The 26508-nt window shown below is 60.7% G+C and carries 21 protein-coding genes and 9 tRNA genes; 7 read left to right on the forward strand and 23 right to left on the reverse strand.

Features of this window, described 5'->3' with window-relative positions; all coding sequences use genetic code 11:
• Window positions 1-102: 102 nt before the first annotated feature.
• From RT21_RS04915 to dinB, 10 genes are all read right to left on the reverse strand, one after another.
• A complete protein-coding gene (locus RT21_RS04915) occupies window positions 103-1341 on the reverse strand; it encodes a type II secretion system F family protein (RefSeq protein ID WP_046162113.1) in 1239 nt (412 codons plus the stop codon).
• A gap of 331 nt (window positions 1342-1672) precedes the next feature.
• Window positions 1673-3397 carry a GspE/PulE family protein gene (locus RT21_RS04920; protein ID WP_045428579.1) on the reverse strand — a complete coding sequence of 575 codons (1725 nt, stop codon included), beginning with the start codon at window positions 3395-3397 and terminating at the stop codon, window positions 1673-1675.
• A complete protein-coding gene (locus tag RT21_RS04925; RefSeq protein ID WP_046161865.1) occupies window positions 3394-4800 on the reverse strand; it encodes a tetratricopeptide repeat protein in 1407 nt (468 codons plus the stop codon). Before RT21_RS04925 ends, RT21_RS04920 begins: the two co-directional genes overlap by 4 nt.
• A complete protein-coding gene (locus tag RT21_RS04930; RefSeq protein ID WP_046161866.1) occupies window positions 4797-5729 on the reverse strand; it encodes an ExeA family protein in 933 nt (310 codons plus the stop codon). Before RT21_RS04930 ends, RT21_RS04925 begins: the two co-directional genes overlap by 4 nt.
• Before the next feature lie 8 nt (window positions 5730-5737).
• Complete coding sequence (gene mshL / locus RT21_RS04935; RefSeq protein ID WP_046161867.1) at window positions 5738-7336, reverse strand: pilus (MSHA type) biogenesis protein MshL; 1599 nt, start codon at window positions 7334-7336, stop codon at window positions 5738-5740.
• On the reverse strand, window positions 7333-7665 hold the full coding sequence (locus RT21_RS04940) for a Type II secretory pathway component (protein WP_156155714.1): 333 nt from the start codon (window positions 7663-7665) through the stop codon (window positions 7333-7335). The genes mshL and RT21_RS04940 overlap by 4 nt, the downstream gene beginning before the upstream one ends.
• Complete coding sequence (gene gspM, locus RT21_RS04945) at window positions 7658-8323, reverse strand: type II secretion system protein GspM (RefSeq protein WP_046161868.1); 666 nt, start codon at window positions 8321-8323, stop codon at window positions 7658-7660. The genes RT21_RS04940 and gspM overlap by 8 nt, the downstream gene beginning before the upstream one ends.
• Window positions 8316-8921, reverse strand: a complete 606-nt coding sequence (locus RT21_RS04950; RefSeq protein ID WP_046161869.1) for a PilN domain-containing protein — start codon at window positions 8919-8921, stop codon at window positions 8316-8318. Before RT21_RS04950 ends, gspM begins: the two co-directional genes overlap by 8 nt.
• Window positions 8921-9841, reverse strand: a complete 921-nt coding sequence (locus tag RT21_RS04955; RefSeq protein ID WP_046161870.1) for a type IV pilus biogenesis protein PilM — start codon at window positions 9839-9841, stop codon at window positions 8921-8923. The genes RT21_RS04950 and RT21_RS04955 overlap by 1 nt, the downstream gene beginning before the upstream one ends.
• Window positions 9842-10177: 336 nt before the next feature.
• Window positions 10178-11233: a DNA polymerase IV gene (dinB, locus tag RT21_RS04960; protein WP_045428591.1), complete on the reverse strand. Its 1056-nt coding sequence runs from the start codon at window positions 11231-11233 to the stop codon at window positions 10178-10180.
• Between the two features lie 394 nt (window positions 11234-11627).
• On the opposite strand from dinB, the gene RT21_RS04965 reads away from it, so the two are divergent.
• Window positions 11628-11906, forward strand: a complete 279-nt coding sequence (locus tag RT21_RS04965) for a hypothetical protein (protein WP_045428593.1) — start codon at window positions 11628-11630, stop codon at window positions 11904-11906.
• Between the two features lie 12 nt (window positions 11907-11918).
• Here RT21_RS04965 and RT21_RS04970 read toward each other — a convergent pair whose 3' ends face one another.
• The 9 genes from RT21_RS04970 to RT21_RS05010 all read right to left on the reverse strand — a co-directional run bounded on the left by RT21_RS04970 (window position 11919) and on the right by RT21_RS05010 (window position 15924).
• Window positions 11919-12368: an acyl-CoA thioesterase gene (locus RT21_RS04970; protein ID WP_045428595.1), complete on the reverse strand. Its 450-nt coding sequence runs from the start codon at window positions 12366-12368 to the stop codon at window positions 11919-11921.
• A 215-nt stretch (window positions 12369-12583) separates the two neighbouring features.
• A tRNA-Glu gene (locus tag RT21_RS04975) sits at window positions 12584-12659 on the reverse strand.
• A 46-nt stretch (window positions 12660-12705) separates the two neighbouring features.
• Window positions 12706-12781 (reverse strand) — tRNA-Ala (locus RT21_RS04980).
• A 51-nt stretch (window positions 12782-12832) separates the two neighbouring features.
• Window positions 12833-12908, reverse strand: a tRNA-Glu gene (locus tag RT21_RS04985).
• Between the two features lie 46 nt (window positions 12909-12954).
• Window positions 12955-13030 (reverse strand) — tRNA-Ala (locus RT21_RS04990).
• A gap of 51 nt (window positions 13031-13081) precedes the next feature.
• Window positions 13082-13157 (reverse strand) — tRNA-Glu (locus tag RT21_RS04995).
• A 49-nt stretch (window positions 13158-13206) separates the two neighbouring features.
• A tRNA-Ala gene (locus RT21_RS05000) sits at window positions 13207-13282 on the reverse strand.
• A 167-nt stretch (window positions 13283-13449) separates the two neighbouring features.
• Window positions 13450-14931, reverse strand: coding sequence for a glutamate--tRNA ligase (gene gltX / locus RT21_RS05005; protein WP_046161871.1), 1482 nt, complete (start codon window positions 14929-14931; stop codon window positions 13450-13452).
• Between the two features lie 63 nt (window positions 14932-14994).
• Entirely contained in the window at window positions 14995-15924 is a 930-nt protein-coding gene (locus tag RT21_RS05010; RefSeq protein ID WP_046161872.1) for a LysR family transcriptional regulator, read from the reverse strand.
• A gap of 103 nt (window positions 15925-16027) precedes the next feature.
• Here RT21_RS05010 and RT21_RS05015 point away from each other — a divergent pair, with 103 nt between their 5' ends.
• A complete protein-coding gene (locus RT21_RS05015) occupies window positions 16028-17062 on the forward strand; it encodes an HlyD family secretion protein (protein ID WP_046161873.1) in 1035 nt (344 codons plus the stop codon).
• 49 nt (window positions 17063-17111) lie between these two features.
• Entirely contained in the window at window positions 17112-18602 is a 1491-nt protein-coding gene (locus tag RT21_RS05020; protein WP_177327066.1) for an MDR family MFS transporter, read from the forward strand.
• A gap of 120 nt (window positions 18603-18722) precedes the next feature.
• Here the strand turns inward: RT21_RS05020 and uvrB are convergent, their stop codons facing one another.
• Entirely contained in the window at window positions 18723-20738 is a 2016-nt protein-coding gene (gene uvrB, locus RT21_RS05025; protein WP_046161875.1) for an excinuclease ABC subunit UvrB, read from the reverse strand.
• Window positions 20739-21073: 335 nt separating this feature from the next.
• On the opposite strand from uvrB, the gene RT21_RS05030 reads away from it, so the two are divergent.
• Together RT21_RS05030 and RT21_RS05035 are read left to right on the forward strand one after the other, a co-directional pair.
• Window positions 21074-22270, forward strand: a complete 1197-nt coding sequence (locus RT21_RS05030) for an amino acid aminotransferase (RefSeq protein ID WP_046161876.1) — start codon at window positions 21074-21076, stop codon at window positions 22268-22270.
• 51 nt (window positions 22271-22321) lie between these two features.
• A tRNA-Asn gene (locus RT21_RS05035) sits at window positions 22322-22397 on the forward strand.
• Window positions 22398-23096: 699 nt separating this feature from the next.
• Here RT21_RS05035 and RT21_RS05040 read toward each other — a convergent pair.
• From RT21_RS05040 to RT21_RS05050, 3 genes are all read right to left on the reverse strand, one after another.
• Window positions 23097-23849 carry a BamJ family beta-barrel-assembly machinery protein gene (locus tag RT21_RS05040; RefSeq protein WP_177327058.1) on the reverse strand — a complete coding sequence of 251 codons (753 nt, stop codon included), beginning with the start codon at window positions 23847-23849 and terminating at the stop codon, window positions 23097-23099.
• Between the two features lie 297 nt (window positions 23850-24146).
• Window positions 24147-24223 (reverse strand) — tRNA-Asp (locus tag RT21_RS05045).
• Window positions 24224-24236: 13 nt separating this feature from the next.
• Window positions 24237-24312 (reverse strand) — tRNA-Val (locus RT21_RS05050).
• A 215-nt stretch (window positions 24313-24527) separates the two neighbouring features.
• Here RT21_RS05050 and rdgC point away from each other — a divergent pair.
• A complete protein-coding gene (rdgC, locus tag RT21_RS05055) occupies window positions 24528-25448 on the forward strand; it encodes a recombination-associated protein RdgC (protein WP_045431984.1) in 921 nt (306 codons plus the stop codon).
• Window positions 25449-25510: 62 nt separating this feature from the next.
• The gene (locus tag RT21_RS05060) at window positions 25511-26455 is read left to right on the forward strand and encodes a bile acid:sodium symporter family protein (RefSeq protein WP_046161877.1); all 945 of its coding nucleotides are present in this window, start codon (window positions 25511-25513) and stop codon (window positions 26453-26455) included.
• Window positions 26456-26508 lie beyond the last annotated feature (53 nt).

Raw genomic sequence — 26508 nt, forward strand, 5'->3', positions numbered from 1 at the left:
ACACGTCCTCCCTGACCTGTCAGCAATCTTTTGCACGTCACGCCAAGTGCTTGACGGTAAACCCGCCGGTGCATGGCCTTAGCAAGCTTTCGGCCAGTTGTCTCACCCCCTCCCCTGCGCCGCACTGCCCAGGTCCCACATCGGCAAAAACACACCCAATGCCAGCACCAGCACCATGACGCCCATGCAAACGATCAGGATCGGCTCGATGGCATCGGCCAGTTGCTTGAGGTCGTAGTCGACTTCCTGTTCGTAGAAATCAGCCACTTCGATAAAGAGGTCGTCCAACGCGCCGGTTTCTTCACCGACGGCCATCATTTGCAGGACAAGCGGTGTAAACAGGCCTGAGTTATGGGCCGAGCGAGTCAGGGCTTCGCCGCGTTCGACGCTTTCGCGGATGCCGAGAATCGCCTGGCCGATATGCTGGTTGCCGACGCTGGCGCTGTTGATCGAGAGGGTTTGCAGCAACGGCACACCGGCGCGGTACATCATCGCAAAGGTACGGGTGAAGCGCGCCAGGGCGATGCGTTCGAAGATGCCGCCGACAATGGGCAGGCGCAGTTTGATGCGATCCCACTGGAGTCGACCGGCATCGGTCTCGATCCATTTGAAGAAGGCGTAAAGCCCGCCAACGATGCCCAGCAGCAACAGCCACCAATAATCGCGCATGAAGTTGGACGTGCCGATCAGCACGCGGGTGGCCCACGGCAGCTGGGCGTGGAACTGGGCGAACACCTTGGCGAAAGCCGGGATCACCAGCAGGTTGATCACCGCGAGCGCGACGCCCATGGCGACCATGACGAAGATGGGATAACGGGTCGCCTGCTTGATGCGCTTGCGGGTTTCGCGTTCCAGCTCAAGGTAGGCCGACAGCTGTTTGAAGGCCTGGTCGAGCTGGCCGGTGTTCTCGCCAACGCTGACCATACTGACGAACAGGTTGTTGAACACTTTGGGGTGGCCGTTCAGCGCCACGGCCATGGATTGTCCGCTCTCCAGGCTGGCACGCACGTCCTGCAGGATCTGCCGAAAGAACAGGTTTCGGTTCGACTCTGCCAGACCGCCGATAGCGCGGATGATCGGCACACCGGCCTTGCTCAGGCTGTACATCTGGCGGCTAAAGATGATCAGCTCATCGAGATCGACGCGCTTGCGCTGGAGCTTTTCGCGCAGCACCGCCAATGCATCACCGCCGCCAGCCTGACTCTCGCGGGCTTCGATGGTCAGCGGAGTGATCTGTCGTGACAACAACTCGCCCGCAACGGAATCGGCGTTGGCACCCTCGAGCGCACCGCTTACTTTGACGCCTTGGGCATTACGGCCGGTGTAGCGGAAGGCAGGCATCAGATTTGCCATCCAAGTCTTGCGAGCAACGCACCGCTCCGCGCGGACCGCCCGCCCCGAGGTGCATACACATCGACGCATTCACCAGCCTGGGATGACGAGCAAAACGCATACCAGCAAGCATCGACGCGATGCGCCGCCCTGCGCCCATGGATCGCCAGCAAGCTGGCTCCTACAGGTTGCGCGTGCGTCATGGTCGGTTCGCCTATGCCTTGCATGCGTCCATAGGCGCGAGCGTGCTCACGAACGTGATTAGCCGCAGCGCGCCCATGGATCGCCAGCAAGCTGGCTCCTACTGTAGCGGTGCAGCGGCGTGGTGCAGCCTGGGCGTTCACACCGTCACCTCGTCATCCGCCAGGGTGGCGCACACCTTGAGCACTTCATCCACGCTGGTGATGCCAGCAATGGCGTAATCCAATGCACATTCGGCCAGCGGCCGGTAATGCGGTTGCTTGCGCGCGGCTTCGGCGAAGCCTTGCGGATCACCACGGCGCAGCGCGGCGATCATCGGTTCGTCGAGTTCGAGCAACTCATAGACACCGATCCGGCCGCTGTAACCACTGTTGTGGCACTGGTGGCAGCCGCTGCCGCGACGGAAACGCTTGTCGGCCAGCGACCCGCCGTGCAGCGTTTCCAGCCAGACCAGCTGACGCGGATCCGGCTGGTGCTCTTCCTGGCAGTTTTCACAGACGCGACGAATGAGGCGCTGGGCCAGCACCGCGTTCAGCGCCGTGGCGACGAGGAAGGGCTCCACGCCCATGTCGATCAGGCGCATGGCAGAGGTCAGGGCGTCGTTGGTGTGCAACGTCGACAGCACCAGGTGACCGGTCAGCGCGGCGCGCAGGCCGATCTCGGCGGTTTCCTGATCGCGGATCTCGCCGACCAGCACGATGTCCGGGTCCTGACGCAGCGCAGCTCGCAACACGCGCGCAAAGGTCAGCTCGATTTTGGCATTGATCTGCACCTGATTGATCCGCGGGAGGCGATATTCCACCGGATCTTCCACGGTGATGATCTTCTTCTCGGGGCTGTTCAGCTCGGAAAGCCCCGCATAGAGCGTGGTGGTTTTACCCGAGCCGGTCGGCCCGGTGACCAGCACCATGCCGTGGGGCCGTTGCAGCAGACGACGGAAGCGCTCAAGCATCGCCGCCGGCATGCCGGTGCCGTCGAGCTGAAACATCGCCCCGCTCTGGTCGAGCAAGCGCATCACCACCGATTCGCCGAACTGCACCGGCATCGTCGACACACGCACATCAATGTTGCGGCCCTTCACCCGGATGTTGAAGCGACCGTCCTGCGGCAAACGTTTCTCGGAGATGTCCAGGCCGGACATGATCTTCAAACGCATGACCAGCGCCGAAGCAACGCGGTGCTCCTTCATCACCTGCTCGTTGAGTACACCGTCGATACGCTGACGGATCCGCACCACGCCTTCGTCAGGTTCGATATGAATGTCGGAGGCTTTCATCTGCACGGCATCTTCGAACAGCGTCTGCAACAGCCGCACCACGGGCGCGTCGCTATTGCTCTCAGCGCCGAGGCGCGACAAGTCAAAATCGCTGTCTTGCAGTTCGCCTTCCAGCTCACCGGCCAGCGAGGCGATTTCGCTGGTGCGTCGGTAGAGCTGATCGAGGGCGCCCAGCAGCTCGCTTTCACGGACCACCGCTGGGAATACCCGTTTGCCCAGCAAACGCTCCATTTCGTCCTGGGCGAAAAGGTCGAGTGGATCGGTCATGCCGACCAGCAAACCCTCAGCCTGGCGCGACAGCACGATGACGCGGAAACGCCGAGCCATTGCCTCGGGCAGACTCTGAGTCAGCTGATTGTCGAACTTGTAGTGTTTGAGCTCGACGAAGGGGATCTGCAACTGCTCGGAAAGCGCCCGAAGCAGGCGTCCTTCATCGATGAAACCGAGATCCAGTACCGTGCGGCCGAGCTTGGAGCCGGTCCGCTTCTGGTCCTGTAATGCGAGCTGCAACTGAGCGTCACTGATCAGCCCGGCCTGGACCAGGAGGTCGCCGAGGCGAATCTTGCGCTGGCGGATGTCCTGAGTCATTGCGTCCCTCCGAGGGAACCGGCACGTTCAGTGGCGAACTGACGCGCGCTTTCATCCAGGCCCTGCCCTTGCAATGCCTGGCGATAATGCCGACCGGCCTGTGCCGGCTGATCGAGTTGTTCCAGCGCGATGGCCAGGCCGAGCTGCCATGCGCCCTGCCCTGGTTGAATAGCGGTTAGCTGACGGTAGGTCGCAGCGCTTGCGGACCAATCGCCGACCTGTTGGTACAGCGCAGCAAGCAAGGCGTGATAGGCGGTGTTGCGCTGCAGTGCCGGCGCGTTCTGCTGCAACGTCGCGATGGCTGCGCCTTGATCGCCGAGTTGCAACTGGCCGCGCGCGAGCAGCTCACGCAGCTCGGCATCGAACGGGCGGGCCTGCAACTGAGCCGGCAGCCACTTCAGCAACGCGGCGGTATCGCCCGCGCCGAGGTAGGCACGAGCCAGCCAGCGGCTGATCTCTGCGCTGTCCGGTTGTGCCTGGTGCAGTGCCTGCAGCTGCCGAATAGCCGATAGGTGATCACCCCGACTCAGCGCGTCGCGGGCCTGCGCCAGTGCATCGGGCTGATGCGCACCGATCGTGATATTTCCAGCGCCTGCTGGAACAACGGGCTCTGCGGCAATCGCAGCACGGGGCACGGCCTTGGGCTCAAGTGTCGTTTTGGCGGGGGCCGGCTCGTTGAGCGTCTCAGCCGGCTCGACGTCACGGGTCACCCAGTCCGGCAATTGGGCCTCGTCCATATCCGGCGACTCGGCAACCGGCATAGATTCAGTCTGCGGGTCGGCATCAGCCGCACTGCCAAACGACACGTCCAACCATAGCTGCGAACGATCACCGATGGATTCGAGGCGATCAGCTACGTTCAGCTGATCACCGAAACCGATGATCAGCACATTAACGTCGCCGTCCTGCGCCTCGACGCGCCAAGACAGCGTCTGCCCTTCTTTCTCGATGCGCCCGGTGCGGGCCTCGCCCTTGAACTGCACATCACTGAGGCGGAAGCTGACCGAGCCGTTCGTATCGATTCGCTGATAGCTGACGGATCGATCGAGCAGCAGCTGCAGGACGAAACGCCGCCCGTCGTTCTGTGGCAACACCTCCAGCAGTTGCGTCAGCGCGACAGGCTCTGGCATCGGCGCAACTTCTTCGACCGGTGGCGAAACAACGACGGGCGCCGCGGCCATGGGCTGGGCGGCCGGTTGCAGACGCCCGGAGAGCAGGAACAGCGCAATGGCCAGCACCCCGATTGCGGCAACAATCACCAACCCGCGACGCAAGCGCTCATAGCCTTCGCGCCGTTTCGCAGCGGCTTCGTCCACGGCATAAAGGCTACCCAGCTGCTCACGTTCGGCCGGCGCCGCGCGGCGCGCCTCAAGATCCCGTAGCATGTCGTTGACCAGGCTCACGGCAGCACCTCGGTGAGTTGCGCCAGCCATGGCCAGGCACCGGCGATCAGTGCCAGCGACAGGCACCCAGCGGTCATCTTCCAGCCGAAAAGACGTGAGGTGTTTCGCCAGAACGGCTTCGCACCTTCGGTATCGTCCAACGCCCGGCGCACATGCCGCGCCAAGATCTGACGAGCCCCTTCACCGAACGCCACCATCAGGCATTTGTTCGCCAGGATGTTGAGCAACCTCGGAATTCCGCCACTGCCTCGCACCAACAAACGTACCGCCGCAGCCTTGAACAGCGGCTCGCCCCGATAGCCCGCCACGGCCAGGCGTTCCTGCAGGTAGCGCGTAGCATCGCTCACATCCAGCGGGCGAAGGCTGTAGGAAAAGGTGATGCGTTGACGCAGCTGACGAAAGTCTTCGCGGGCCAGGGTCGCGTCCAGTTCCGGCTGACCGAACAGCACCACCTGCAACAGCTTGTTGTGTTCGGTCTCGAGGTTGGTCAACAGGCGCAAGGCTTCCAGCGTCGCAGTCGGCAGCGCCTGGGCTTCGTCGATCAGCAGAACGGTGCTCTTGCCCTGCGCGGCCAGCTCGATCAAGCGTGCGTGGAGGGCGTTGAGCAAGCCGTGGTTGTCCAGCTCGCTCGCCTCGGCAATGTGCAGTTCGTGCGCCAGCGCCTGGCGCAAGGCCATTGGCGTCAACGTCGGATTCGGCAACCAGGCGACCTGGTAGTGAGCGGCGTCCAGTTCGTTGAGCAGCGCGCGACAGAGCAGTGTCTTGCCCGTGCCCACTTCCCCGGTGACCTTGATGAAGCCCTCGCCCTCACCCAGCGCCACGCGCAGCAGATTGAGGCAGGCCTGATACGGCGCCAGCTGAACCATGAAGCCTGTGTTCGGTGTCAGCGCGAATGGCTTCTCGCGCAGGCCGAAAAATGCTTCGTACATACCGGCGGTTACCTGGTCGACCGGAAGGATTCGGCGGATTTACGCAGATCATCCAACCAGACTTGGTCGTCCACCACTTGTGGCCGCATGAGGATCACCAGCTCGGTCTGCAGCAGGGCTTTGCGTTGTTGCTGAAACAGCGTGCCCACTATCGGCAGCTTCGAGGCCCAGGGAATGTTTGCATCGGTATTGGTGTTGCGGTTTTCCAGCAGGCCGCCGATGACCACCACCTGACCGCTGCGGGCACGCACGATGGAGTCGGACTGACGTGTAGTCGAGAGCGCCAGCGGCAGATTGAAGACATTGTCCGAGCCGCCCAGCTGGATGGTCTTGTTCTGGTCCTGCACGCGGCTGACGGTCGGCCGCACGTGCAGCGTGACCTGGCCGTTCTCATCGATCTGCGGGGTGACATCCAGCGATATGCCGGAGAAGAATGGGGTCAGGGTGATGTCCAGATCCGGTGCAGTGGTGCCGCCCACGAGCGACGTCGTGGTGGTCGAAACATCGGTTACGAAGAACTCGTCCGTGCCGACCTTGATGACCGCCTTCTGGTTGTTCAGTGTCGAAATCCGCGGGCTGGACAGCACACGTACCTCGCCCTGGGTTTCCAGCAGTTGCAGCACGCCGCTGAAATCACCGACCTGCACGGCAGCACTGAACACACCGCCGACGCTGTTCGGCCCGCTCAGCGCGTCGCCCTGCACGCCGAGGCTGAAATCGGCATTACCCATGCTGCCGAGCTGTGCCCAGTTGATGCCGGACTGAAAGCCATCGGATAGATTCACTTCGAGGATCTTGGTTTCGAGGATGACCTGACGTTGCAGGTTGCGCTGCGCCAGGATCAGAAAGCGCTCTACGGCCTGCTGATCCGCGCTGGAGGCGCGCACCACAAGTAATCCGCTCTGCGGATTCACGACGACCTGATTACCTTCTTCGCCGCCGATCATCATCTCGATCACGGCTCGCACTTCGCTCCAGAAGTCCACGTTGCTGGTGGTCAGCAACTGGCTGGCATTCACGGTCGAGGAGGTACTGCTGGTCGTAGTGCCTGCCGCTCCGACGCCGGTGCTGTCGCTGCTGGTGACCTGGCCCGAGCTTACGCGGGTGTCGGTCATACCCTGGCGCTGGACGTTCAGGTAATCGAGATCGTAGGTGCGGGTAATCGCCTCATTCGGCTGGATCTGATAGCCGTAGGCGGTACGCTGGTAGTCATAGCCGTAGCTATCCCGAACCGCCGCCAGGGTTTCTTCGAGGGTGACGTTACGCAGGCTGAAGGTTACGTTGCCGGTCACGCCGGGGTGCACCAGCAGATTTTCCCCGGCGCTGTTCATCAGGCTGAGGAAAAACTCGCGGGCCGGCATGTCGCTGACGGCCACGTCGAAACGAGGCCCCGAGACGACGAGCTTGTCGGCTGCCAAAGGTGGGATCAGTCCCGCCTGCACCGAAACTGGCGGAACCACTTTCAGCTGGTTCTGTTCCAGGCTTTCCTCGAACAGGCGGTTGCTCTGCTCGTACAGACGTTGATCGCCGTCTTCGAAGGTCTGACAGGCAGAAAGCAGGCAGATCAGGCTCAACACGCCGAAGCGAGACATCTGGGTCGGCATCATGGCTGGGTACGGCTCGTTTGAATGATGGGGGCGCTGAGGTGCAGTTCTTGCTGCTGACCTTGGCGATCAATGACGACGGCGTGCCGGTGAATTGCAAGGATGCGGGTATCTCCCACGCGGTCACCGACCTGCAGGCTGTTTCCGTTGATCACGGCGCTGGCACGCCCGGGGCCACGCAGGATCGCCTGCAGGTGCAAGCTGGCAGCCGCGTCTACCGGCGCATCGCCAGCGGCCCGCCCGGCCGGCGGTTGCGTGGGATCCAGCGCGACGACAGGCGCGGCGGCAAACAGCGAAGCCAGGCAGATAAGTTTGACTGCAGTCCTAAACACCAACCCACCCCGCATCGCGACTCAAGGTATGCAAGTCGAGGGTGACGCGAGCCCGGCCCGCGCCCTCCTCACCGACTTCGTAGTTCAGGCTGTCCCAATGCAAGCGCCAGCCACTCGCCTGGACGGCGTTGAGATAGGCCAGTAGGTCGAAATAGCCGCCTTCGAGGGTCAGACGCAGGCCATGGCGATAGAACACCACCGGTGGCGTCTTCTGCTCCTTGCCCTCAGCCGTTGCCGCAGCGGGCACCGCGAGCGGCCCGCTCGAACTTTCCAGGGCAACCAGTTTGAGCTGGGTCTGGTTACGTAACAGATCCTGCAGCAGCCCCTTCATCCGGGTCGGCGATACCAGCGTGCTGGTTTCCAGATCGATACGTTGCAGCAGCTCGTCATGGCTAACCTGTGCAGCCACCAGCGCCCGCCGGTAGCTCAGGTTCGGATCGGCCGCAAGCTTGGCCTGAATTTCCAGCAGGCTGCTCTCAGCCGCGAGAAGACGGGTGTGCGCAGCCTGTTGCCGACTGGTTTCGGCGGCAATGCGCAGGCCCAGCGGCTCGGCGATCAACAACACGTAGAGCATGATCAGCAGCGACAGCCCCACACCGTAGGTCAGCCATTGCTCGCGCGGCGCCAGCGCCTGCCAGTGTTGGATGAGCTTATTCATCGTCCGGCTCCGTCACGGCCTGGGAGGACAAGCGGAACTGCAGCAGATCGCGGTCGTCGCGATGAAGATCGAAACGGGCGAACTCGCGTCCGCTGAACGCACCGCTCTGACCCAAGCTCTGCAGATAAAGTGGGAGTAGTTCCTGATCCTGCGTCAGCCCCTGCAATGCCATTTCATCCCCGCCCGCCTGTAGGCGGATCCGGGTCAGCCAAAGCCCTTGCGGTGGGTGGCGATCAGCCAAGCCCTGCAGCAACCCCGAGAAGCCGTTGCTGCGCTGCGCATCCAGCGTTTTGAGGTGGTCGGCGAGTCGTTGCAGCTCGCGGTTCTCGGCTTCGCGCTCGGCCAACTGCAGCGGAAGCCGCGGGTCGAGCGTCGGCTCGCGAAAATCAGCCTTGACCACGTCCAGCCTGGCCTCTGCCTGCCCGGCCTGTTGTTCGGCGAGTACGGCAGCTTGGCCGGCGGTATGCAGCTTCCAACCCTGCCATGCGCCATGGATCGCCAGCACTGCGATAACCAGCACGACGCCCAGCTGCATCTGCCTGGGGCGTGGTCCACCGCCGCTACGGCGTTCGCGTTGATAGAGGTTGATGTTCTGCATCAGCAAGCATCCTGACGCAGGGCGGCACCGACAGCGCCGATACAGAAGGCCTGGCTCGATTCGGTGAGGTCACTGGCCGGCTGACCCGGGAACAGCTCACGCAAATCCAGCCGTTGCAGATTGACAGCCAGCCCGGCCGCCAGCGCCTGATGGGTCCGCTCACCGTCTTGTTTCATCGGCAACAGCAACAGGCGGCTGATATAGCCTTTACCCAACTGACTTTCGTAGTAGTCGAGCGAGCGCTGGATCTCCAGGGTCATGCTGGACAGATCCTGCTCGGCACGCGCCAGACCGTGTTCGATACGCCGTGCCATATACAGATCGGCACCGTTCTGTACACAGATCAAACCTTCGCTGGTACGTAGGCGCAACAGCGCCAAATTGATGGCATCGGCACCGGCCAGCAGCCCGAGGTTGCGAAAGGACATTTCAGTGATGTCGATGCTTGCCAGGGTCAGGCCGGCATGCTGGACGAGCGCGCGAAACTCAGTCATCCGGGACTTTTTCAGCACCACGCAATAGACCATGCGCGTGCGGCCACGATAAGCGTCCTCCGGAAGGCTAAAGCAATCGATGACAACGTCTTCAAGCGGCTCGCTGAGCAAGTCCTTGACGCGCCAGCGCATGGCGTCACGCAGCTCTTCAGCCGGTACCTCTGGCGCTTCCAGCAGGAACATCTGATAAGCCGAAGGGTGCAGCAGGAGATTGACCGACATACCGTTCAGGCCATGCTCGGCAACGGCTTGCTTGAGCAATTCAGCTTGCGCCTCCGGCTGACCCTCAAGGTAGTCGCAACGCAGCAACTGTGGCGTCTCGCCGTCAGCACGCTGGACTTGCGCGAGTGCGACGCCTTGCGGCCCGAACTCAAGACCCAGCAGCCCCATTGCGGTGGCTTTACGACGTTTGAAAAATAGCCCCATCAGGGAAGGCACTCCTGCCGCTTCGCGACTTGCACAACTCTAAAACACGAGACGGAACACACGCACCTAATCTGATATCAGATTGCCATCTATATAGGAAGCCTAACAAAAAGCGTTATCTAGTCCAATCACCGACACCTCTGGTCTTCGCGACGAGGCGTCAAAAACCTTCCACCGTATCGGCCACTGCTGCCCTTCAGTTAGGCCACTCGTCGCTAGAGCGCGTCTGAACAATCCGCGCCGGAAAAGTGGCAGCTTTGGCCACGCCGCAACAGCTGAAGCAACAGACGTACCAAAAAGCAGGATGGACATTGACGGATGACCAACGGACGGCGATCAGAACAACCGCAACTGCTCGAAGCCGCTTCGCAGGTCGATCAAACGAACCCCGACGCCAATCAACCGCACCGGTCGCTTGCCACGGGCAAAGGCGCCCGCCAGGAGGTCGGAATAGTCTTCAAGCTCAAGCCCAGCGCCGGACTGTTCGAGGGTCGTCTGGGTGAAGTCATGGAACTTCAACTTCACGAACGGCTTGCCGGGCCGGTAGCCGTTATCGAGTCGCGCCATCCTGCCGGCGAGCTGCTCGAGCAACTCCGGAAGTCGCTCAAGGCAGGCGGCAAGGTCTGGTAAGTCGCGCTCGTAGGTGTTCTCGACACTGACCGACTGGCGCCGGCTCTCGACCTGAACCAGGCGCTCGTCGACGCCATGCGCCAGCCCCCACAGTCGCTCACCGAACGAGCCGAAGTCCCGAACCAGATCAAGGCGCCTCCAGCTGCGCAGATCAGCGCAGGTGTGAATACCCATGCGCTTCAGCTTCTCCGCCGTCACCCGGCCGACACCATGGAGTTTGGTGACCGGCAGAGCGAGTACGAAATCATCCACCTGATCCGGGGTGATCACGAACAGACCATCCGGCTTGTTCCAGTCGCTGGCGATCTTTGCCAGAAACTTGTTAGGCGCAACGCCTGCTGAAACGGTGATGCGCAGCTGCTGCCAGACTCGCCGACGGATGTCCTGCGCAATGCGGGTGGCACTGCCGGCAAAATGCTCGCAGCCACTCACATCGAGAAAAGCCTCGTCGAGCGATAAGGGTTCGATCAGATCGGTGTAGGTCCGGAAAATCCCGTGGATTTCGCGTGAAGCTTCCTTATAGGCATCCATCCGCGGCCGCACGATCAGCAGATCCGGGCAGAGCTTCAGCGCATGACCGGAGGCCATCGCGGAGCGCACGCCGTATGCGCGAGCTTCGTAGTTGCAGGTGGCAATAACGCCGCGTCGATCAGCCAAGCCACCAACCGCAATGGGCCGGTTGGCAAGACTGGGATCGTCGCGCATCTCGATCGCGGCATAGAAGCAATCGCAATCGACATGGATGATTTTTCTGGACGGGATAACGGTAAGAAACTCGTGACTGGACTAAACCGCCGCTTCCCTTGAACAACTCCATCAAGAGCGAAGCGGGCCGCGCGACATTATGGCCGATCCGGGTCGCCCCGAGGATATTGCGAGGATGAGTGGATAAGCGAGCCGACGACTCGAGGCAGTCACTTTTCCGGAACCTCTTGGAACCGGCGCCTAGCTGAAATTCGCCGCATTTACTCAACTGAACGAACCAGTCGGCGGCAAACCGACCAGAGGTAAAACGAACGAAAGCGCGGCGCTAGAGGCCGCGCTAACGCTTGCAAGCCTGGGCCAATGCGGCTTCCCACGAACAATTCCCGGGCCACCGAGTCGGAATTTAAGAGGTAGAGCAGCAAACACTTCCAAGCTACCCGGAGGATTACCGATGAAGACCTTGAGTATTGCCACTGCCCTTTTCACCAGCCTGCTTGCGACTGGAGCAATGGCCAATCAGGAAGCCATGCAGGACGACGAAGACCTTGGCTTGTCAAGCACCGCCCAGGGCAGCGCAATGAATGAAAACCACCAGCGCGCCAATACGGCGAACATCAATAATGACCCTAAGACCCTCAAGCAGAAGATGGAAAACGAGGTGCAGGACGACTGGCGCGGCGATGCCGAGGAACGCCGCGAGGCAGACGTCAGCAAGCCGGAACAGCGCTGATCAGAAATGGGGTCAGAGTTCGAGGGGATAAGGCTGCACCAGCGCCTTGCCATACCCCTCGACAAACTCGCCCGGCATGCGCTTGGGCTTGCCGGTAGACAACTGAATGCAGACGAAGGTGGTTTGCGCGCGTAACAGCGTCACCCCGTCCGCCGGCCGGATCAGCTGGAAATTACGTTTCATCTTCAGTCGCTGATCGGAGTCCACGATCCAAGTGCCGAGCTGCAATTGATCGCCCTGATACGCAGCAGCCAAGTAGTCGATTTCGTGTCGCAGTACCGCCATCGCTCGATCAAGCCTACGGTAGTCGCCCAGCCCAAGCCCCAAATGCTGCGAATGCTGCCAGGCGCAAGTTTCCAGCCAAGTCACATAAACCGCATTGTTTGCGTGGCCGAGCTCGTCGATATGCTCGGATTGCACGTCAATATCGATGACGAATGAGTCAGCCTGGTCCCAGATCATGCGTACCCTCGCTGTGCAGTGCGCCGCAGATGCGGCCGAATCGCCTATTGGAAGCCACCCACCGCTCGATTGTCACGCATGCGGGCCGCATCTATGGCCCACCATTCAGCATGCCAGACCATGTCGCCCTGATGACGACACTCAAATTGCGGGCAAAACAAAAAGGGTCATTTCGTGAGAAATGACCCTTTGATGCCCAAAACGGGCAAAAAAAATGGCGTCCCCTAGGGGACTCGAACCCCTGTTACCGCCGTGAAAGGGCGGTGTCCTAGGCCACTAGACGAAGGGGACGAAACCTTCGATGAACAGACCGTAACCGCTACGACCCGTCGTGGATTGGTGGAGCTAGACGGGATCGAACCGTCGACCTCTTGCATGCCATGCAAGCGCTCTCCCAGCTGAGCTATAGCCCCGGATTTAATGTCTCTCGACTCGCCCCGCTCTCGCGTTGCGATTTTGAATAATGGCGTCCCCTAGGGGACTCGAACCCCTGTTACCGCCGTGAAAGGGCGGTGTCCTAGGCCACTAGACGAAGGGGACGAAACCTTCGATGAACAGACCGTAACCGCTACGACCCGTCGTGGATTGGTGGAGCTAGACGGGATCGAACCGTCGACCTCTTGCATGCCATGCAAGCGCTCTCCCAGCTGAGCTATAGCCCCGGATTTAATGTCTCTCGACTCGCCCCGCTCTCGCGTTGCGATTTTGAATAATGGCGTCCCCTAGGGGACTCGAACCCCTGTTACCGCCGTGAAAGGGCGGTGTCCTAGGCCACTAGACGAAGGGGACGCAAAGCCCTTCAAAGGCAACCGGCGTGAACCGGTGTGGCAATCGAGATTGGTGGAGCTAGACGGGATCGAACCGTCGACCTCTTGCATGCCATGCAAGCGCTCTCCCAGCTGAGCTATAGCCCCATCTCGAGGACGGGGCGCATATTAGGTGCGGCCTCTCGGAGTGTCAACGATATTTTTTCTGACCCCGAAGATTTTTTGGCATCAGAACAAATACTTACCGGCGACGAGTGGCAAACGCTGAACAGCTGCGGGACGGCGCCAACCGCGTCCCGAGAAGCCATCGCGGATCAAGCCATCGCGGCGAAGAGCTTTTCCCACTCTTTCACTTCTTTCTTCGAAGCGCCGCCCAATAGCTCCAACGCCTGGCGCAGACGGAAGCGGGTCAGGTCGGGCCCGATGATCTCCATGGCGTCGAGCACCGACACGGAGCTGGCCTGGCCTGTGATCGAGGCGAACATCAAGGGCATGACATCGCGCAACTTCAATTCGAGATGCGTCCCAACCATCTGGATACACTCGGTAATGCGCTCTTTGTCCCACTGCCGCAAGGCTTCCAGCTTCCACAGCGTCAGCTGCAATACCTGACGGACCTGAGTGGCGTCGAGCTTCTTGTGCTCGAACAATGCCGGATCAAGGTTCAGCGCGCCGGAAAAGAAGAAGCCTGCCAATGGCGCGATCTGGCTGAAGGTCTCGACGCGCTGCTGCACGTGGGGCGCGATCTTCATCATGTACTCGGGGTTGAACGCCCACCTCTGCACCTCGGCTGCGAACTGCTCGACTGGTAGCTCGCGCAGCCACTGACCATTGAGCCAGGACAGCTTCTCGACGTCGAAGATCGGCCCACCCAGAGAGACACGGTTGATGTCGAAGTGCTCGATCATTTCCGCCAGGGTGAATTTTTCGCGTTCGTCCGGCATCGACCAACCCATGCGGCCCAAGTAGTTGAGCATCGCTTCGGGCATGAAGCCCATGCGCTCGTAGAAGGTCACCGAAGTCGGGTTCTTGCGCTTGGAAAGCTTGCTCTTGTCCGGGTTGCGCAGCAGCGGCATATAGCAGAGCTGCGGCTGTTCCCAACCGAAATACTCGTACAACTTGATCAGTTTCGGCGCCGATGGCAGCCACTCCTCGCCGCGTAGCACATGGGTGATGCCCATCAGATGGTCGTCGACGACATTGGCCAGGAAGTAGGTCGGCAGGCCATCAGCCTTCATCAGCACCTGCATGTCCATGCGATCCCAGCCGATCTCGACCGTGCCGCGGAGCATGTCACTGACCTGGCACACGCCCTCGCTCGGGACCTTCATTCGGATCACGTGCGACTCGCCCGCCGCGATACGCTGTTGCGCGGTTTCGGCCGGGATGTGCATGCAATGCCCGTCGTAGCGCGGCGTTTCCTTGTTGGCCATCTGCTCGGCACGCACCTGATCCAGGCGCTCGGCACTGCAAAAGCACGGGAACGCATGTCCCTTGGTGACCAGCTCGTCCGAATACTTCTTGTAGATCTCGCCGCGCTCGCTCTGCCGATAGGGCCCGTGCGGGCCGCCCACGTCCGGGCCTTCGTCCCACTCGATGCCCAACCAACGCAGCGCGTCATAGATCTGCTGTTCCGACTCGCGCGTGGAGCGCAACTGGTCGGTGTCCTCAATGCGCAGGATGAACTGGCCGCCGTGCTGGCGCGCAAAGCATAGGTTGAACAGCGCGATATAAGCGGTGCCGACATGCGGATCGCCGGTAGGGGATGGTGCGATACGGGTGCGAACGGTGGTCATGATGTTCTCGAATCAAGGCACAGGAAGACACGGCGGCTGCGATAGCCGGCTCGGTCGGCTGGGTCAGCGCGTGTAAAGGCGCGATGTTAACAGGCGCGCATCCACCGGCTCCACCAGACGGCCTTCCGCAACTGGCAACGAGTGCATCAGAAAATCAAGAAACGCCGTGACCTTCATCGCCTGAAAACGCCGCGAGGGATACACCGCATACACCTCGCCGATCGGCAGATCGACATCTGGGAGAAGCTCGACCAGATGACCTTCACGCACCTCCTGGTCGGTGATCATGGTCGGTAGCGCCGCGATGCCTGCGCCCGCCAGTGCAGCCTCGCGGGCAAAGGTGATGTTGTTGCAGGTCAGCACCCGGCGGCAACTGACGTTCTGTTCGAGGATCGGCCAGTAGCGCACCGGGTCGCGCGACAGAGTGATCGCACGGTGGCTGGCGAGATCCTCCGCCCGAGTGGGCACGCCATGCTGGGCCAGATATTCCGGACTGGCGCAGAGTCGCCGCCGGGTCTCGAAGAGCTTGCGCCCGATCAAACTGGAGTCCTGGGGTTGTCCCACCGAGATGACGATGTCGACACCCTCCTCTACCGGATCGATGTGCCTCGATGCCAGTTCCACTTCGGCATTGATCTCCGGATACAAGCGCATGAAATCACCCAGCACTCGGCCCAAGATCCACTGACCGAATTCGATCGGCGCGGAGATTCGCAGCAGCCCGGCCGGCACCTGCTGCAATTGCATGACGGCCTGCTCGGCTTCGGCGAAATCGACCATGATCTGCCGACAGCGCTCGTAGTACGCCTGCCCCACCTCGGTCAGCCGCAAGCGCCGCGTGGTGCGGTTGATCAACCGCACGCCTAACCGCTCTTCGAGCTGGACGATACGACGGCTTACCGTTGACTTCTGCATGGCCAGGCTCGAGGCCGCCTGGGTAAAACTGTGGCACTCGACCACACGAGTGAAGATCAGCGCGTCATCCAGACCCATTGCATTGTTCCGTATTTGCAACAAAGTTTCGCAATTGTAACGGGTTATTACTCAAGCGGAACGCTGCTAGATTGCCCGGCTCACTCCGCCAACGAGCGACCCCATGTCCGCCCAGCTGAAACGCCGATTGATCATCTTCGTTGCCCTTGTACTGCTGGTCGCAGCCGGGTTCTTCGCTCAATGGTATTTCGTTGGTCGTCATTACGAACACACCGACAACGCCTATGTACAAGGTGAAATCACACGGATTTCCAGCCAGCTCGCCGCGCGTATCGAACAGGTCCACGTGCAGGATAATCAGCATGTGCAACCAGGTGATTTGTTGGTCAGCCTTGAACCAGGCGACTTCCGCCTCGCCCTGGAGCAGGCCAGGGCCAACCTGGCGATTCGTGAAGCTGAACTCACCCAGGCACGCAGCCGCCTGGCGCAGCAGAGCAGCCTAATCGCCGCCAGTCAGGCTTCGGTTGGCGCGGCTCAGGCAAATCTGGAACGCAGCCAGACGGACCTGTCGCGCGTCGAAGCGCTACGAAAGCCCGGCTTCATCTCCGAAGAACGCGTCACCACGCTGTCTGCCGACGCAAAGGTCGCCCGCTCGCAGCGACAGAAAGCCGAAGCCGACCTGGCAGCGCAACGCCAGCAGGTCGACGCGCTGGAAGCGGACGTCAAACGTCTGGACGCGCAAATTGGCAGCGCTCGAGCCGAAATCGAGCAAGCCGAGCTGAACCTGGGCCGTACGGAAATTCGCTCGCCGATCAGCGGGATCGTCGGGCAGCGTTCAGCGCGCAACGGCCAATACGTGCCGGTCGGTGCCTACCTGATGTCGATCGTTCCCGACGAGGAAATCTGGGTGCAGGCCAATTTCAAGGAAACCCAGATTGGCCGGATGCAGGTTGGACAAAACGCCGAACTTACCTTCGACACCTACCCTGACACGCCCATCGATGCCCGAGTCGAAAGCCTGTTCCCCGCCTCCGGCGCGCAGTTCAGCCTGCTGCCGCCGGACAATGCCACCGGTAACTTCACCAAGGTGGTGCAGCGCATTCCGGTCAAGCTGACCTTTGCCAGCGATAACCCGCTCAAGGGCCGTATCCGCCCCGGCATGTCGGTGGACGTGAAGATCGACATCCGTGGCCGCTGATGCCCTGATCCGGCCGGTCGGCGAGCCTAGCCGACGCGACTGGATTGCCGTGATGAGCGCCATGCTTGGCGCCTTCATGGCGGTGCTGGATATCCAGATCACCAACTCTTCGCTGAAGGACATCCAGGGCGCGTTGTCCGCCACGCTGGAGGAAGGCTCCTGGATCTCCACCTCTTATCTGGTAGCGGAAATCATCATGATTCCGCTCACCGCCTGGCTGGTGCAGCTGCTCTCTGCGCGGCGTCTGGCGGTCTGGGTATCGATCGGTTTTCTGATCTCGTCATTGCTCTGTTCCTTTGCCTGGAACCTGGAAAGCATGATCGTGTTTCGCGCACTGCAGGGCTTCACCGGCGGCGCGCTGATCCCGCTGGCCTTCACCCTGACGCTGATCAAGCTGCCGGACCATCATCGCGCCAAGGGCATGGCGCTGTTCGCCATCACCGCGACCTTTGCACCCTCGATCGGACCCACACTGGGCGGCTGGCTCACCGAGAGCTGGGGTTGGGAATACATTTTCTACATCAACGTGCCGCCCGGGCTGCTGATGATCGCGGGCCTGCTGTACGGTCTGGAGAAAAAGCCGCCGCACTGGGAACTGCTGAAAAGCACCGACTATGCCGGCATCGTCACGCTGGCGATGGGGCTGGGATGCCTACAGGTATTTCTCGAAGAAGGACATCGCAAGGACTGGCTGGAATCGACCCTGATCGTCCAGCTGGGCTCGGTGGCAGTGGTCAGTCTGATTCTTTTTGTGATCCTGCAGCTGTCGCGGCCTAACCCGCTGATCAACCTGGGAATCCTGCGTGAGCGCAACTTCGGTCTGACCAGCATCGCCAGCCTAGGCATGGGACTCGGGCTTTATGGATCGATCTATCTGCTACCGCTGTACCTGGCGCAGATTCAGAACTACAACGCGCTGCAGATCGGCCAGGTCATCATGTGGATGGGCATTCCGCAGCTGTTCCTGATTCCACTGGTGCCCAAGCTGATGAAGATTATTCCGCCAAAGCTGTTATGCGCGGCAGGCTTCGCGCTGTTCGGCATCTCCAGCTTTGCCTCCGGCGCACTCAATCCGGACTTTGGCGGCGACCAGTTCCACCCGATCCAGATCATCCGAGCGCTCGGCCAACCAATGATCATGGTCACCATCTCCTTGATCGCCACGGCCTACATCCAGCCGCAGGATGCCGGCTCAGCGTCCAGCCTGTTCAACATTCTGCGCAACCTCGGCGGCGCGATTGGCATCGCTTTGCTGGCGACGCTGCTGGACAGTCGCGCGAAGATCTATTTTGACTATCTGCGCGAGTCGGTGGGGCCGAGCAACCCTGCTGTTGCGGAGCGGCTGATCGCGCTAACTCAGCAGCTGGGCAGCGAGCAGGCCGCACTAGGGCGGATCAGCGAGATCACTCATCAGCAGGCGATGATCATGGCGTACAACGACGCCTTCCACTTCGTCGGCATCGCGCTAGCAGTCAGCATGGTTGCTGTGCTGCTGACGCGGCGGCTGCCTGACGACATCAAAGGTGGCGCAGCCCACTGAGACCGGAAGGTGGTATTTCGCCAAGGGTAACGGGCAAACAAGTCGACCGCTGCAGCAGCGCTAGGCACTTAACGGGACAGGTTCATCCGCCCCGAGACATTCAGCGATGAGTCGAGAATGTTAAACCTGAAGCAACCTCTCGCGTAGCTTGTGGATCTCGTCGCGCGTCTGCGCGGCGGCTTCGAATTCCAGATCGCGCGCATAGGCGAGCATCTTTTCTTCCAGCTGGCGAATCCGTTTGGTGATCTCGCTCGGTGAGCGGAGTTCGTTCTCGTAGCGCGCCGCTTCTTCCGCCGCTTTGGCTTCGCCGCGACGCTTCTTGCTGCGCGAACCCGGCACAGTGGCGCCTTCCAGGATGTCCTGAACGTCCTTGAACACACCCTGCGGGACGATACCGTTGGCTTCGTTGAAGGCGATTTGCTTGTTACGCCGGCGCTCGGTCTCGCCGATGGCCCGCTCCATCGAGCCGGTTATTCTGTCGGCATACAGAATGGCCCGGCCGTTGAGATTACGCGCCGCACGGCCGATGGTCTGGATCAGCGAGCGCTCGGAGCGCAGGAAGCCTTCCTTGTCCGCATCGAGGATCGCCACCAGCGACACCTCGGGCATGTCCAAGCCCTCACGCAGCAGGTTGATGCCTACCAGGACGTCGAACACGCCCAGGCGCAGGTCACGGATGATCTCGACCCGCTCCACGGTATCGATGTCCGAGTGCAGGTAGCGCACCCGCGCGCCGTGATCGCCGAGGTAGTCGGTGAGATCCTCAGCCATTCGCTTGGTCAGCGTCGTAACCAGCACACGCTCTTCCTTGACCACACACTTGTTGATTTCCGAAAGCAGATCGTCGACCTGCGTCAGCGCCGGGCGTATCTCGATCTGAGGGTCGACCAGCCCGGTAGGCCTTACCAGCTGTTCGATCACTCGCCCTGCGTGCTCAGCCTCGTAAGGTCCGGGCGTCGCCGAGACGAAGATCGTCTGTGGACTGATCGCCTCCCACTCATCGAAACGCATCGGTCGATTATCCAGCGCCGATGGCAGACGGAAGCCGTATTCGACCAGCGTCTCCTTGCGTGAGCGGTCGCCTTTGTACATGGCGCCGACCTGCGGAACGCTCACGTGGGACTCGTCTATCACCAGCAGCGCATCGGCTGGTAGATAGTCATAAAGCGTCGGTGGGGCCTCGCCAGAGTCGCGCCCGGACAAATAGCGCGAGTAGTTCTCGATGCCGTTGCAATAACCCAGCTCCATGATCATTTCCAGATCGAAACGGGTGCGTTGCTCGAGTCGCTGCGCCTCCACCAACTTGTTGTTGCTGCGCAGGTAATCGAGGCGATCTTTGAGCTCCACCTTAATGTTCTCGATGGCGTCGAGCAGGGTCTCGCGCGGCGTCACGTAGTGGCTCTTGGGGTAGAAGGTGAAGCGCGGCAGCTTGCGGATCACCTCGCCGGTCAAGGGATCGAAGGCAGACAGGCTTTCCACTTCGTCATCGAACAGCTCGATGCGCACCGCTTCCAGGTCCGATTCGGCCGGATAGACATCGATCACATCGCCACGCACGCGAAAGGTCGCACGGGCGAAATCCATTTCATTGCGGGTGTACTGCAGCCCGGTGAGTCTGCGCAGCAGCTCACGCTGATCCAGGCGATCGCCTCGATCGATGTGGAGCACCATTTTCAGGTAGGTTTCAGGGCTACCCAAGCCGTAGATGCACGAAACAGTAGTGACGATGATCGCGTCCGACCGCTCCAGCAGCGCCTTGGTCGCTGATAAACGCATCTGCTCGATATGGTCGTTGATCGAAGCATCCTTCTCGATGAAGGTATCGGACGACGGCACATAGGCTTCTGGCTGGTAGTAATCGTAGTAGGAGACGAAATACTCAACCGCGTTGTTCGGGAAGAACGCCTTGAATTCCCCATAGAGCTGAGCTGCAAGCGTCTTGTTTGGCGCAAGCACCAGCGTGGGCCGCTGCACGTGGGCGATCACGTTGGCGATGCTGAAGGTCTTGCCCGACCCCGTTACACCGAGCAACGTCTGGTGCGACAAGCCGGCCTCGATGCCTTCGATCATCTGCCGAATGGCTTCAGGCTGGTCTCCGGCTGGCTTGAAGCGCGTGACCAATTCGAACTGCGACATATCGACCTCTTCAGATAGCGAGACGACTCGAAAATGAATATTCGAGCCGCTATGGCGATGTTTCCAGACGTGCAACGTGCTGCTGGCGACGCGGCGCGCAGCAACCACAACCCCTTTCAATGCGGGCTCGCCCAGCGATATCAAGTGCTCGGGCGACGAGCAGGCAAAGCCAGGAAAACTCGCGGCCTCCGCTGGGCTTAAACCGACAGAAAAACCGCCCTAGCATATCGCGGCACAGGGCCAGTCCCGTTATACTCTTGCCCCGTTTGCGCACCGCCCTCAGCGCGAAGCGAGGGTGCTGCATCAGTCACCTCCTCTCTTCGAGCCTCCCCATCATGAGTTTGTTCTCCGCTGTCGAAATGGCGCCGCGCGATCCGATCCTCGGCCTCAATGAAGCCTTCAATGCCGACACTCGGCAGAACAAGGTCAACCTGGGGGTGGGCGTCTACTACAACGAAGAAGGCCGAATTCCCCTGCTGCGCGCGGTGGCCGCCGCCGAGATGGCGCGTCTGGAGCTGAATGCACCGCGCGGCTATCTGCCCATCGAGGGCATCGCCAGTTATGACATGGCTGTACAGGGCTTGCTGTTCGGTGCCGACTCGTCGCTGGTTGCCGATGGCCGCGTGGTTACTACGCAGGCGTTGGGCGGCACTGGCGCGTTGAAGATCGGCGCGGATTTCCTCAAGCGCATGCTGCCCGATGCGGTCGTCGCCATCACCAATCCAAGCTGGGAAAACCACCGCGCACTGTTCGAGGCTGCCGGCTTTCCCGTGCAGAACTATAGCTATTACGACGCGGCCAGCCATGGCATCGACCGCGCCGGCATGCTTGAAGACCTGAAAAACCTGCCGCCCCGCTCGATCGTTGTGCTGCACGCCTGCTGCCACAACCCGACCGGCGTCGACCTGCAGCCAGAGGACTGGAAGCAGATCCTCGAAGTGCTGCGCGCCAATGATCACGTGCCGTTTATCGACATCGCCTATCAGGGCTTCGGTGACAACATCGAGGAGGATGCCGCTGCCGTGCGCCTGTTCGCCGACTCAGGCATGAGCTTCTTTGTATCGAGCTCCTTCTCCAAGTCATTCTCGCTATATGGCGAGCGCGTCGGCGCGCTGTCGATGGTGACCCAGAACCGCGACGAGTCGGCCCGAGTCCTGTCACAGATCAAGCGCGTGATCCGCACCAACTATTCCAACCCGCCAACCCATGGCGCGACCGTGGTGTCTGCCGTACTCAACAGCCCTGAGCTGCGCGCCATGTGGGAAACCGAGCTGGGCGAGATGCGCACCCGCATCCAGGACATGCGTCTGACCATGGTTCGACAGCTGGCTGAAAAAGGCGCCAAGCAGGATTTCAGCTTTGTCGCCAAGCAACGCGGGATGTTCTCCTACTCAGGCCTGACCGCCGCCCAGGTCGAGCGCCTGCGCGTCGAGTTCGGCGTCTATGCGATCGGCACCGGGCGCATCTGTGCCGCAGCACTGAACCACAGCAATCTGGACCACGTGACTGACGCGATCGTGCAGGTTCTCTGAGCTGCCGAGGGTTGACTTCCCCTTAGTTATCATTAGGATACGCACCGCTGTTCCGCGATAGCTCAGTCGGTAGAGCAAATGACTGTTAATCATTGGGTCCCTGGTTCGAGTCCAGGTCGCGGAGCCAACTTCAAAGCCTCAGGTGAAAACCTGGGGCTTTTTTGTTTCCCTCGGACTCTCACCAGGGACCCTGTCCCAGGTGATTCGCTCCGCTCACCCCTTCGGGGCCGCGCTGAAGCGCGTTCTGCTGCGCAGTCGAGTCCAGGTCGCGGAGCCAACTTCAAAGCCTCAGGTGAAAATCTGGGGCTTTTTTTGTCTCCGTCGGACTCTCACCAGGGACGCTGTCCCAGGTGATTCGCTTCGCTCACCCCTTCGGGGCCGCGCTGAAGCGCGTTCTGCTGCGCAGTCGAGTCCAGGTCGCGGAGCCAAATTCAAAGCTTCAGGTGAAAATTTGGGGCTTTTCGTTTCCTTCGGACCCTTACTAGGACGCTGTCCCAGGTGATTCGCTTCGCTCACCGCTTCGGGGCCGCGCTGAAGCGCGTTCTGCTGCGCAGTCGAGCCCAGGTCGCGGAGCCAACTTCAAAGCATCAGACCAGTGCCCGGGCTTTACTTTGTAGGCGCTAACCTCCCACGCCCCACCAACAACGGTCTGTAGGAGCTCGCTTGCTGGCGAACCGAACACAGCCGTTATGCCGAACCGCATCACCACTGATCGCGAGCAAGCTCGCTCCTACAATGCGTACTCGGCGAACCAATTCTCACACAGAGCTGACACCGGAAACTAAAACGCCCCGCATATGCGGGGCGTTTGGAACGCAAGGATCTGTTATTCCTTGGCAGCCTCGACAGCCTCTTCGACAGCTTCCGGTGGAGGCGTCGCTTCATCCTCTTCACCCTTGATGCCTAGGAGCTCAAGGTCGAAGACCAGAACGGAGTTGGCAGGAATCAGCGGGCTCGGGCTCTGCTCGCCATAGGCGAGTTCGCTCGGAATATACAGCTTGTACTTTTCGCCGACATGCATCAGTTGCAGCCCTTCGACCCAGCCTGGAATCACGCCGCTGACAGGAAGATCGATTGGGGTGCCACGCTTGATTGAGCTATCGAAGACCGTGCCGTCAGTCAGGCTGCCCTCGTAGTGGACAGTGACGACATCGTCCGGACCCGGCTGGGCGCCGTCGGCCTCTTTGATCACTTCGTACTGCAGGCCAGATTCGGTGGTCTTAACGCCTTCACGCTTGGCGTTTTCTTCCAAGAATTTCTTGCCAGCGGCGACGGATTCCTTGTTCATCTCGACCATGCGCTCTTCGGCACGAGTCTGCAGATAAGCGAAGGCTTCCATCAGCTCTTCATCGGTCAGCTTCTGATCTTTCTTGCCGATAGCATCATCGATGCCTTGCGCGACGGCCGTCGAATCCAGATCAGCCAAGCCTTCCTGTGCCAGGCTCTTGCCCATATTCAGGCCGATGCCATAGGAGGCTTTCTGCGCTGGCGTTTCCAGCTTAGCGCTGGTTTCCGAATCACAGCCCGCCAGGACCAGGCCAACCAGAGCTATCGCCGACGCCAAACGTTGAGGTCTCATTCTGTTTCCTTATTACCCAAGAAGTGGTGCAAAAACATTGCCGGAGCTTAGCAGCGAGCTCGGACAGTGGCTACCGAGCACACCGCGCTAATAGGTAAAGACAGTGAAAAGTACAGAAGTGCCGCACGAAACGGCGAAACAGCGAAACAGCGAAACAGCGAAACAGCGAAACAGCGAAACAGCGAAACAGCGAAACAGCGAAACAGACGGAAGTGAAATTCGAGGGCAAAAAAAAAGCGACCCTAAGGTCGCTTTTTTCGGGCCATCAAGGCGTTCAGTGGTCCTTGATGGCAAATATGGCGCAGCGGACGGGACTCGAACCCGCGACCCCCGGCGTGACAGGCCGGTATTCTAACCGACTGAACTACCGCTGCGCTAAACCTCGAGTGGTGGGTGATGACGGGATCGAACCGCCGACCCTCTGCTTGTAAGGCAGATGCTCTCCCAGCTGAGCTAATCACCCGTTTGCTCTCGAAGTGGGGCGCATTCTAGAGAGGGATCTGGACCTTGGCAACCCCCTTTTGAAAAAAAAATTGAAGAACTTACAAAGACTTAGGAAACCCTCTGTTTAAGCCCTGTTTTTGTGGTTTCCATCGGCATTGCCCTTGCGCAGGGTTGGCCTGCGTTCGCCGGAGGGGAATAATGCGCGCTTTGCTTTTACCGGAGTTTCAAATCGCCATGTGGTTTCGCAACCTGCTCGTCTACCGTCTCACCCAGAACGTCCCTTTCGATGTCGAGACACTTGAAGCTGCATTGGCCGCCAAGCCCGCGCGCCCCTGCGCCAGCCAGGAACTGAGCACCTACGGTTTCGTTGCCCCCTTTGGCAAAGGCGAAGATGCGCCGCTGGTGCATGCCAGCCAGGGCTTCTTGCTCATCTCCACGCGCAAGGAAGAGCGCATCCTACCCGGCAGCGTGGTTAAGGACGCACTGAAGGAAAAGGTCGACGAGATCGAAAACGAGCAAATGCGCAAGGTCTACAAGAAAGAGCGCGAGCAGTTGAAGGACGACATCATCCAAGCCTTCCTGCCGCGCGCCTTCATCCGCAAGTCCGGCACCTTCGCCGCCATCGCGCCGGAACAAGGCTTGATCCTGGTCGACGCTTCCAGCCCCAAGCGCGCCGAAGACCTTCTTTCCACGCTGCGTGAAGCCATTGGTTCGCTGCCGGTTCGCCCGCTGACTGTGAAAATTGCCCCTTCTGCCACCATGACCGACTGGGTCAAGACGCAGAAAGCCGCGGACGACTTCTTTGTCCTCGACGAGTGCGAGCTGCGCGACACCCATGAAGACGGCGGCGTTGTGCGCTGCAAGCGCCAGGACCTGACCAGCGACGAAATCCAACAACACCTGGAAGTCGGCAAGCAGGTCACGCAACTGTCGCTGGGCTGGCAGGACAAGCTGTCCTTCGTGCTTGATGACAAGATGGTGATCAAGCGCCTGCGCTTTGAAGAGCTGTTGCAGGACCAGGCCGAACAGGACGGAGGTGATGACGACCTCGGCCAGCAGGACGCCAGCTTCCTGCTGATGATGCTGACCTTTAAAGAGTTTCTTCCCGCACTGTTCGAAGCCCTGGGTGGAGAGGAGATCCCGCAAGGCATCTAAACTGCCTCAGCGCCGGCAGTTGATGCTGACGGCGCCCCTTCCATAACTACAAGGTAAGTCCGATGCGCGCCCTCGCCTCCCTCAGCCGCTTTGTCGGCAATACCTTCGCCCTCTGGGTCCTGCTGTTCGCCGTTCTTGCCTTCTTCCAGCCCAGCTGGTTCCTGCCCGCCACCGCCTGGATCGTGCCATTGCTGGGGCTGATCATGTTCGGCATGGGCCTGACGCTGAAAGCCGCGGATTTCGCTGAAGTTGCCCGACGTCCACTCTGGGTCGCGCTGGGTGTCGGCGCGCAATTTCTGATCATGCCTGCTCTCGCCTGGGGACTCTGCACCTTGCTGGGCTTGCCGGCGGAAATCGCTGTCGGCGTGATTCTCGTCGGCTGCTGTCCGGGCGGTACCGCCTCGAACGTGATCGCCTGGTTTTCCCGTGGTGACGTCGCGCTGTCAGTCGCGATCACCGCCGTGACCACACTGCTCGCCCCGCTGGTAACGCCTGCTTTGATCTGGCTGCTGGCATCGGCCTGGCTGCCGGTCAACTTTGGCGCGCTGTTCATGTCCATCGTGCAGATTGTTCTACTGCCTATAGCCCTCGGCCTGATCGCACGCCGTTTTCTGGGCAACCGGGTGCATCAGGTTGTCGATATCCTGCCGCTGGTTTCGGTAGTCAGCATCGTGATCATCGTCGCCGCCGTGGTTGCCGCCAGCCAGGCGAAGATCGCCGAGTCTGGTCTGTTGATCATGGCGGTTGTGGTGCTGCACAACAGCCTTGGCCTCGGCATCGGCTACCTGGTCGGACGACTGTTCGGCCTGCCACTGGCGCAGCGCAAAACCCTTTCGATCGAAGTAGGCATGCAGAACTCGGGCCTCGGTGCAGCTCTGGCCAGTGCGCACTTCTCACCACTTGCAGCAGTGCCCAGCGCGCTGTTCAGCGTCTGGCACAACCTGTCCGGTGCACTGCTGGCGACGGTCTATCGGAGGATGAAAGACGACGGCCCGGACGCGCGCTGACGCGGCCGCCGGTCCGGCGCTCTTGCCCGGACCGGCTCGCTGTGGACAATAAC

The sequence above is a fragment of the Pseudomonas sp. 10B238 genome, from assembly GCF_000970615.1.
GTDB lineage: Bacteria > Pseudomonadota > Gammaproteobacteria > Pseudomonadales > Pseudomonadaceae > Stutzerimonas.

Bases quoted from the DNA above. Each gene is read 5' to 3' on its own strand.
- RT21_RS04915 (WP_046162113.1), bottom strand. From the start codon at position 1,341: ATGCCTGCCTTCCGCTACACCGGCCGTAATGCCCAAGGCGTCAAAGTA.
- RT21_RS04920 (WP_045428579.1), bottom strand. From the start codon at position 3,397: ATGACTCAGGACATCCGCCAGCGCAAGATTCGCCTCGGCGACCTCCTG.
- RT21_RS04930 (WP_046161866.1), bottom strand. From the start codon at position 5,729: ATGTACGAAGCATTTTTCGGCCTGCGCGAGAAGCCATTCGCGCTGACA.
- mshL (WP_046161867.1), bottom strand. From the start codon at position 7,336: ATGATGCCGACCCAGATGTCTCGCTTCGGCGTGTTGAGCCTGATCTGC.
- gspM (WP_046161868.1), bottom strand. From the start codon at position 8,323: ATGAATAAGCTCATCCAACACTGGCAGGCGCTGGCGCCGCGCGAGCAA.
- RT21_RS04950 (WP_046161869.1), bottom strand. From the start codon at position 8,921: ATGCAGAACATCAACCTCTATCAACGCGAACGCCGTAGCGGCGGTGGA.
- RT21_RS04955 (WP_046161870.1), bottom strand. From the start codon at position 9,841: ATGGGGCTATTTTTCAAACGTCGTAAAGCCACCGCAATGGGGCTGCTG.
- RT21_RS04965 (WP_045428593.1), top strand. From the start codon at position 11,628: ATGAAGACCTTGAGTATTGCCACTGCCCTTTTCACCAGCCTGCTTGCG.
- RT21_RS04970 (WP_045428595.1), bottom strand. From the start codon at position 12,368: ATGATCTGGGACCAGGCTGACTCATTCGTCATCGATATTGACGTGCAA.
- gltX (WP_046161871.1), bottom strand. From the start codon at position 14,931: ATGACCACCGTTCGCACCCGTATCGCACCATCCCCTACCGGCGATCCG.
- RT21_RS05010 (WP_046161872.1), bottom strand. From the start codon at position 15,924: ATGGGTCTGGATGACGCGCTGATCTTCACTCGTGTGGTCGAGTGCCAC.
- RT21_RS05015 (WP_046161873.1), top strand. From the start codon at position 16,028: ATGTCCGCCCAGCTGAAACGCCGATTGATCATCTTCGTTGCCCTTGTA.
- uvrB (WP_046161875.1), bottom strand. From the start codon at position 20,738: ATGTCGCAGTTCGAATTGGTCACGCGCTTCAAGCCAGCCGGAGACCAG.
- RT21_RS05030 (WP_046161876.1), top strand. From the start codon at position 21,074: ATGAGTTTGTTCTCCGCTGTCGAAATGGCGCCGCGCGATCCGATCCTC.
- RT21_RS05040 (WP_177327058.1), bottom strand. From the start codon at position 23,849: ATGAGACCTCAACGTTTGGCGTCGGCGATAGCTCTGGTTGGCCTGGTC.
- rdgC (WP_045431984.1), top strand. From the start codon at position 24,528: ATGTGGTTTCGCAACCTGCTCGTCTACCGTCTCACCCAGAACGTCCCT.
- RT21_RS05060 (WP_046161877.1), top strand. From the start codon at position 25,511: ATGCGCGCCCTCGCCTCCCTCAGCCGCTTTGTCGGCAATACCTTCGCC.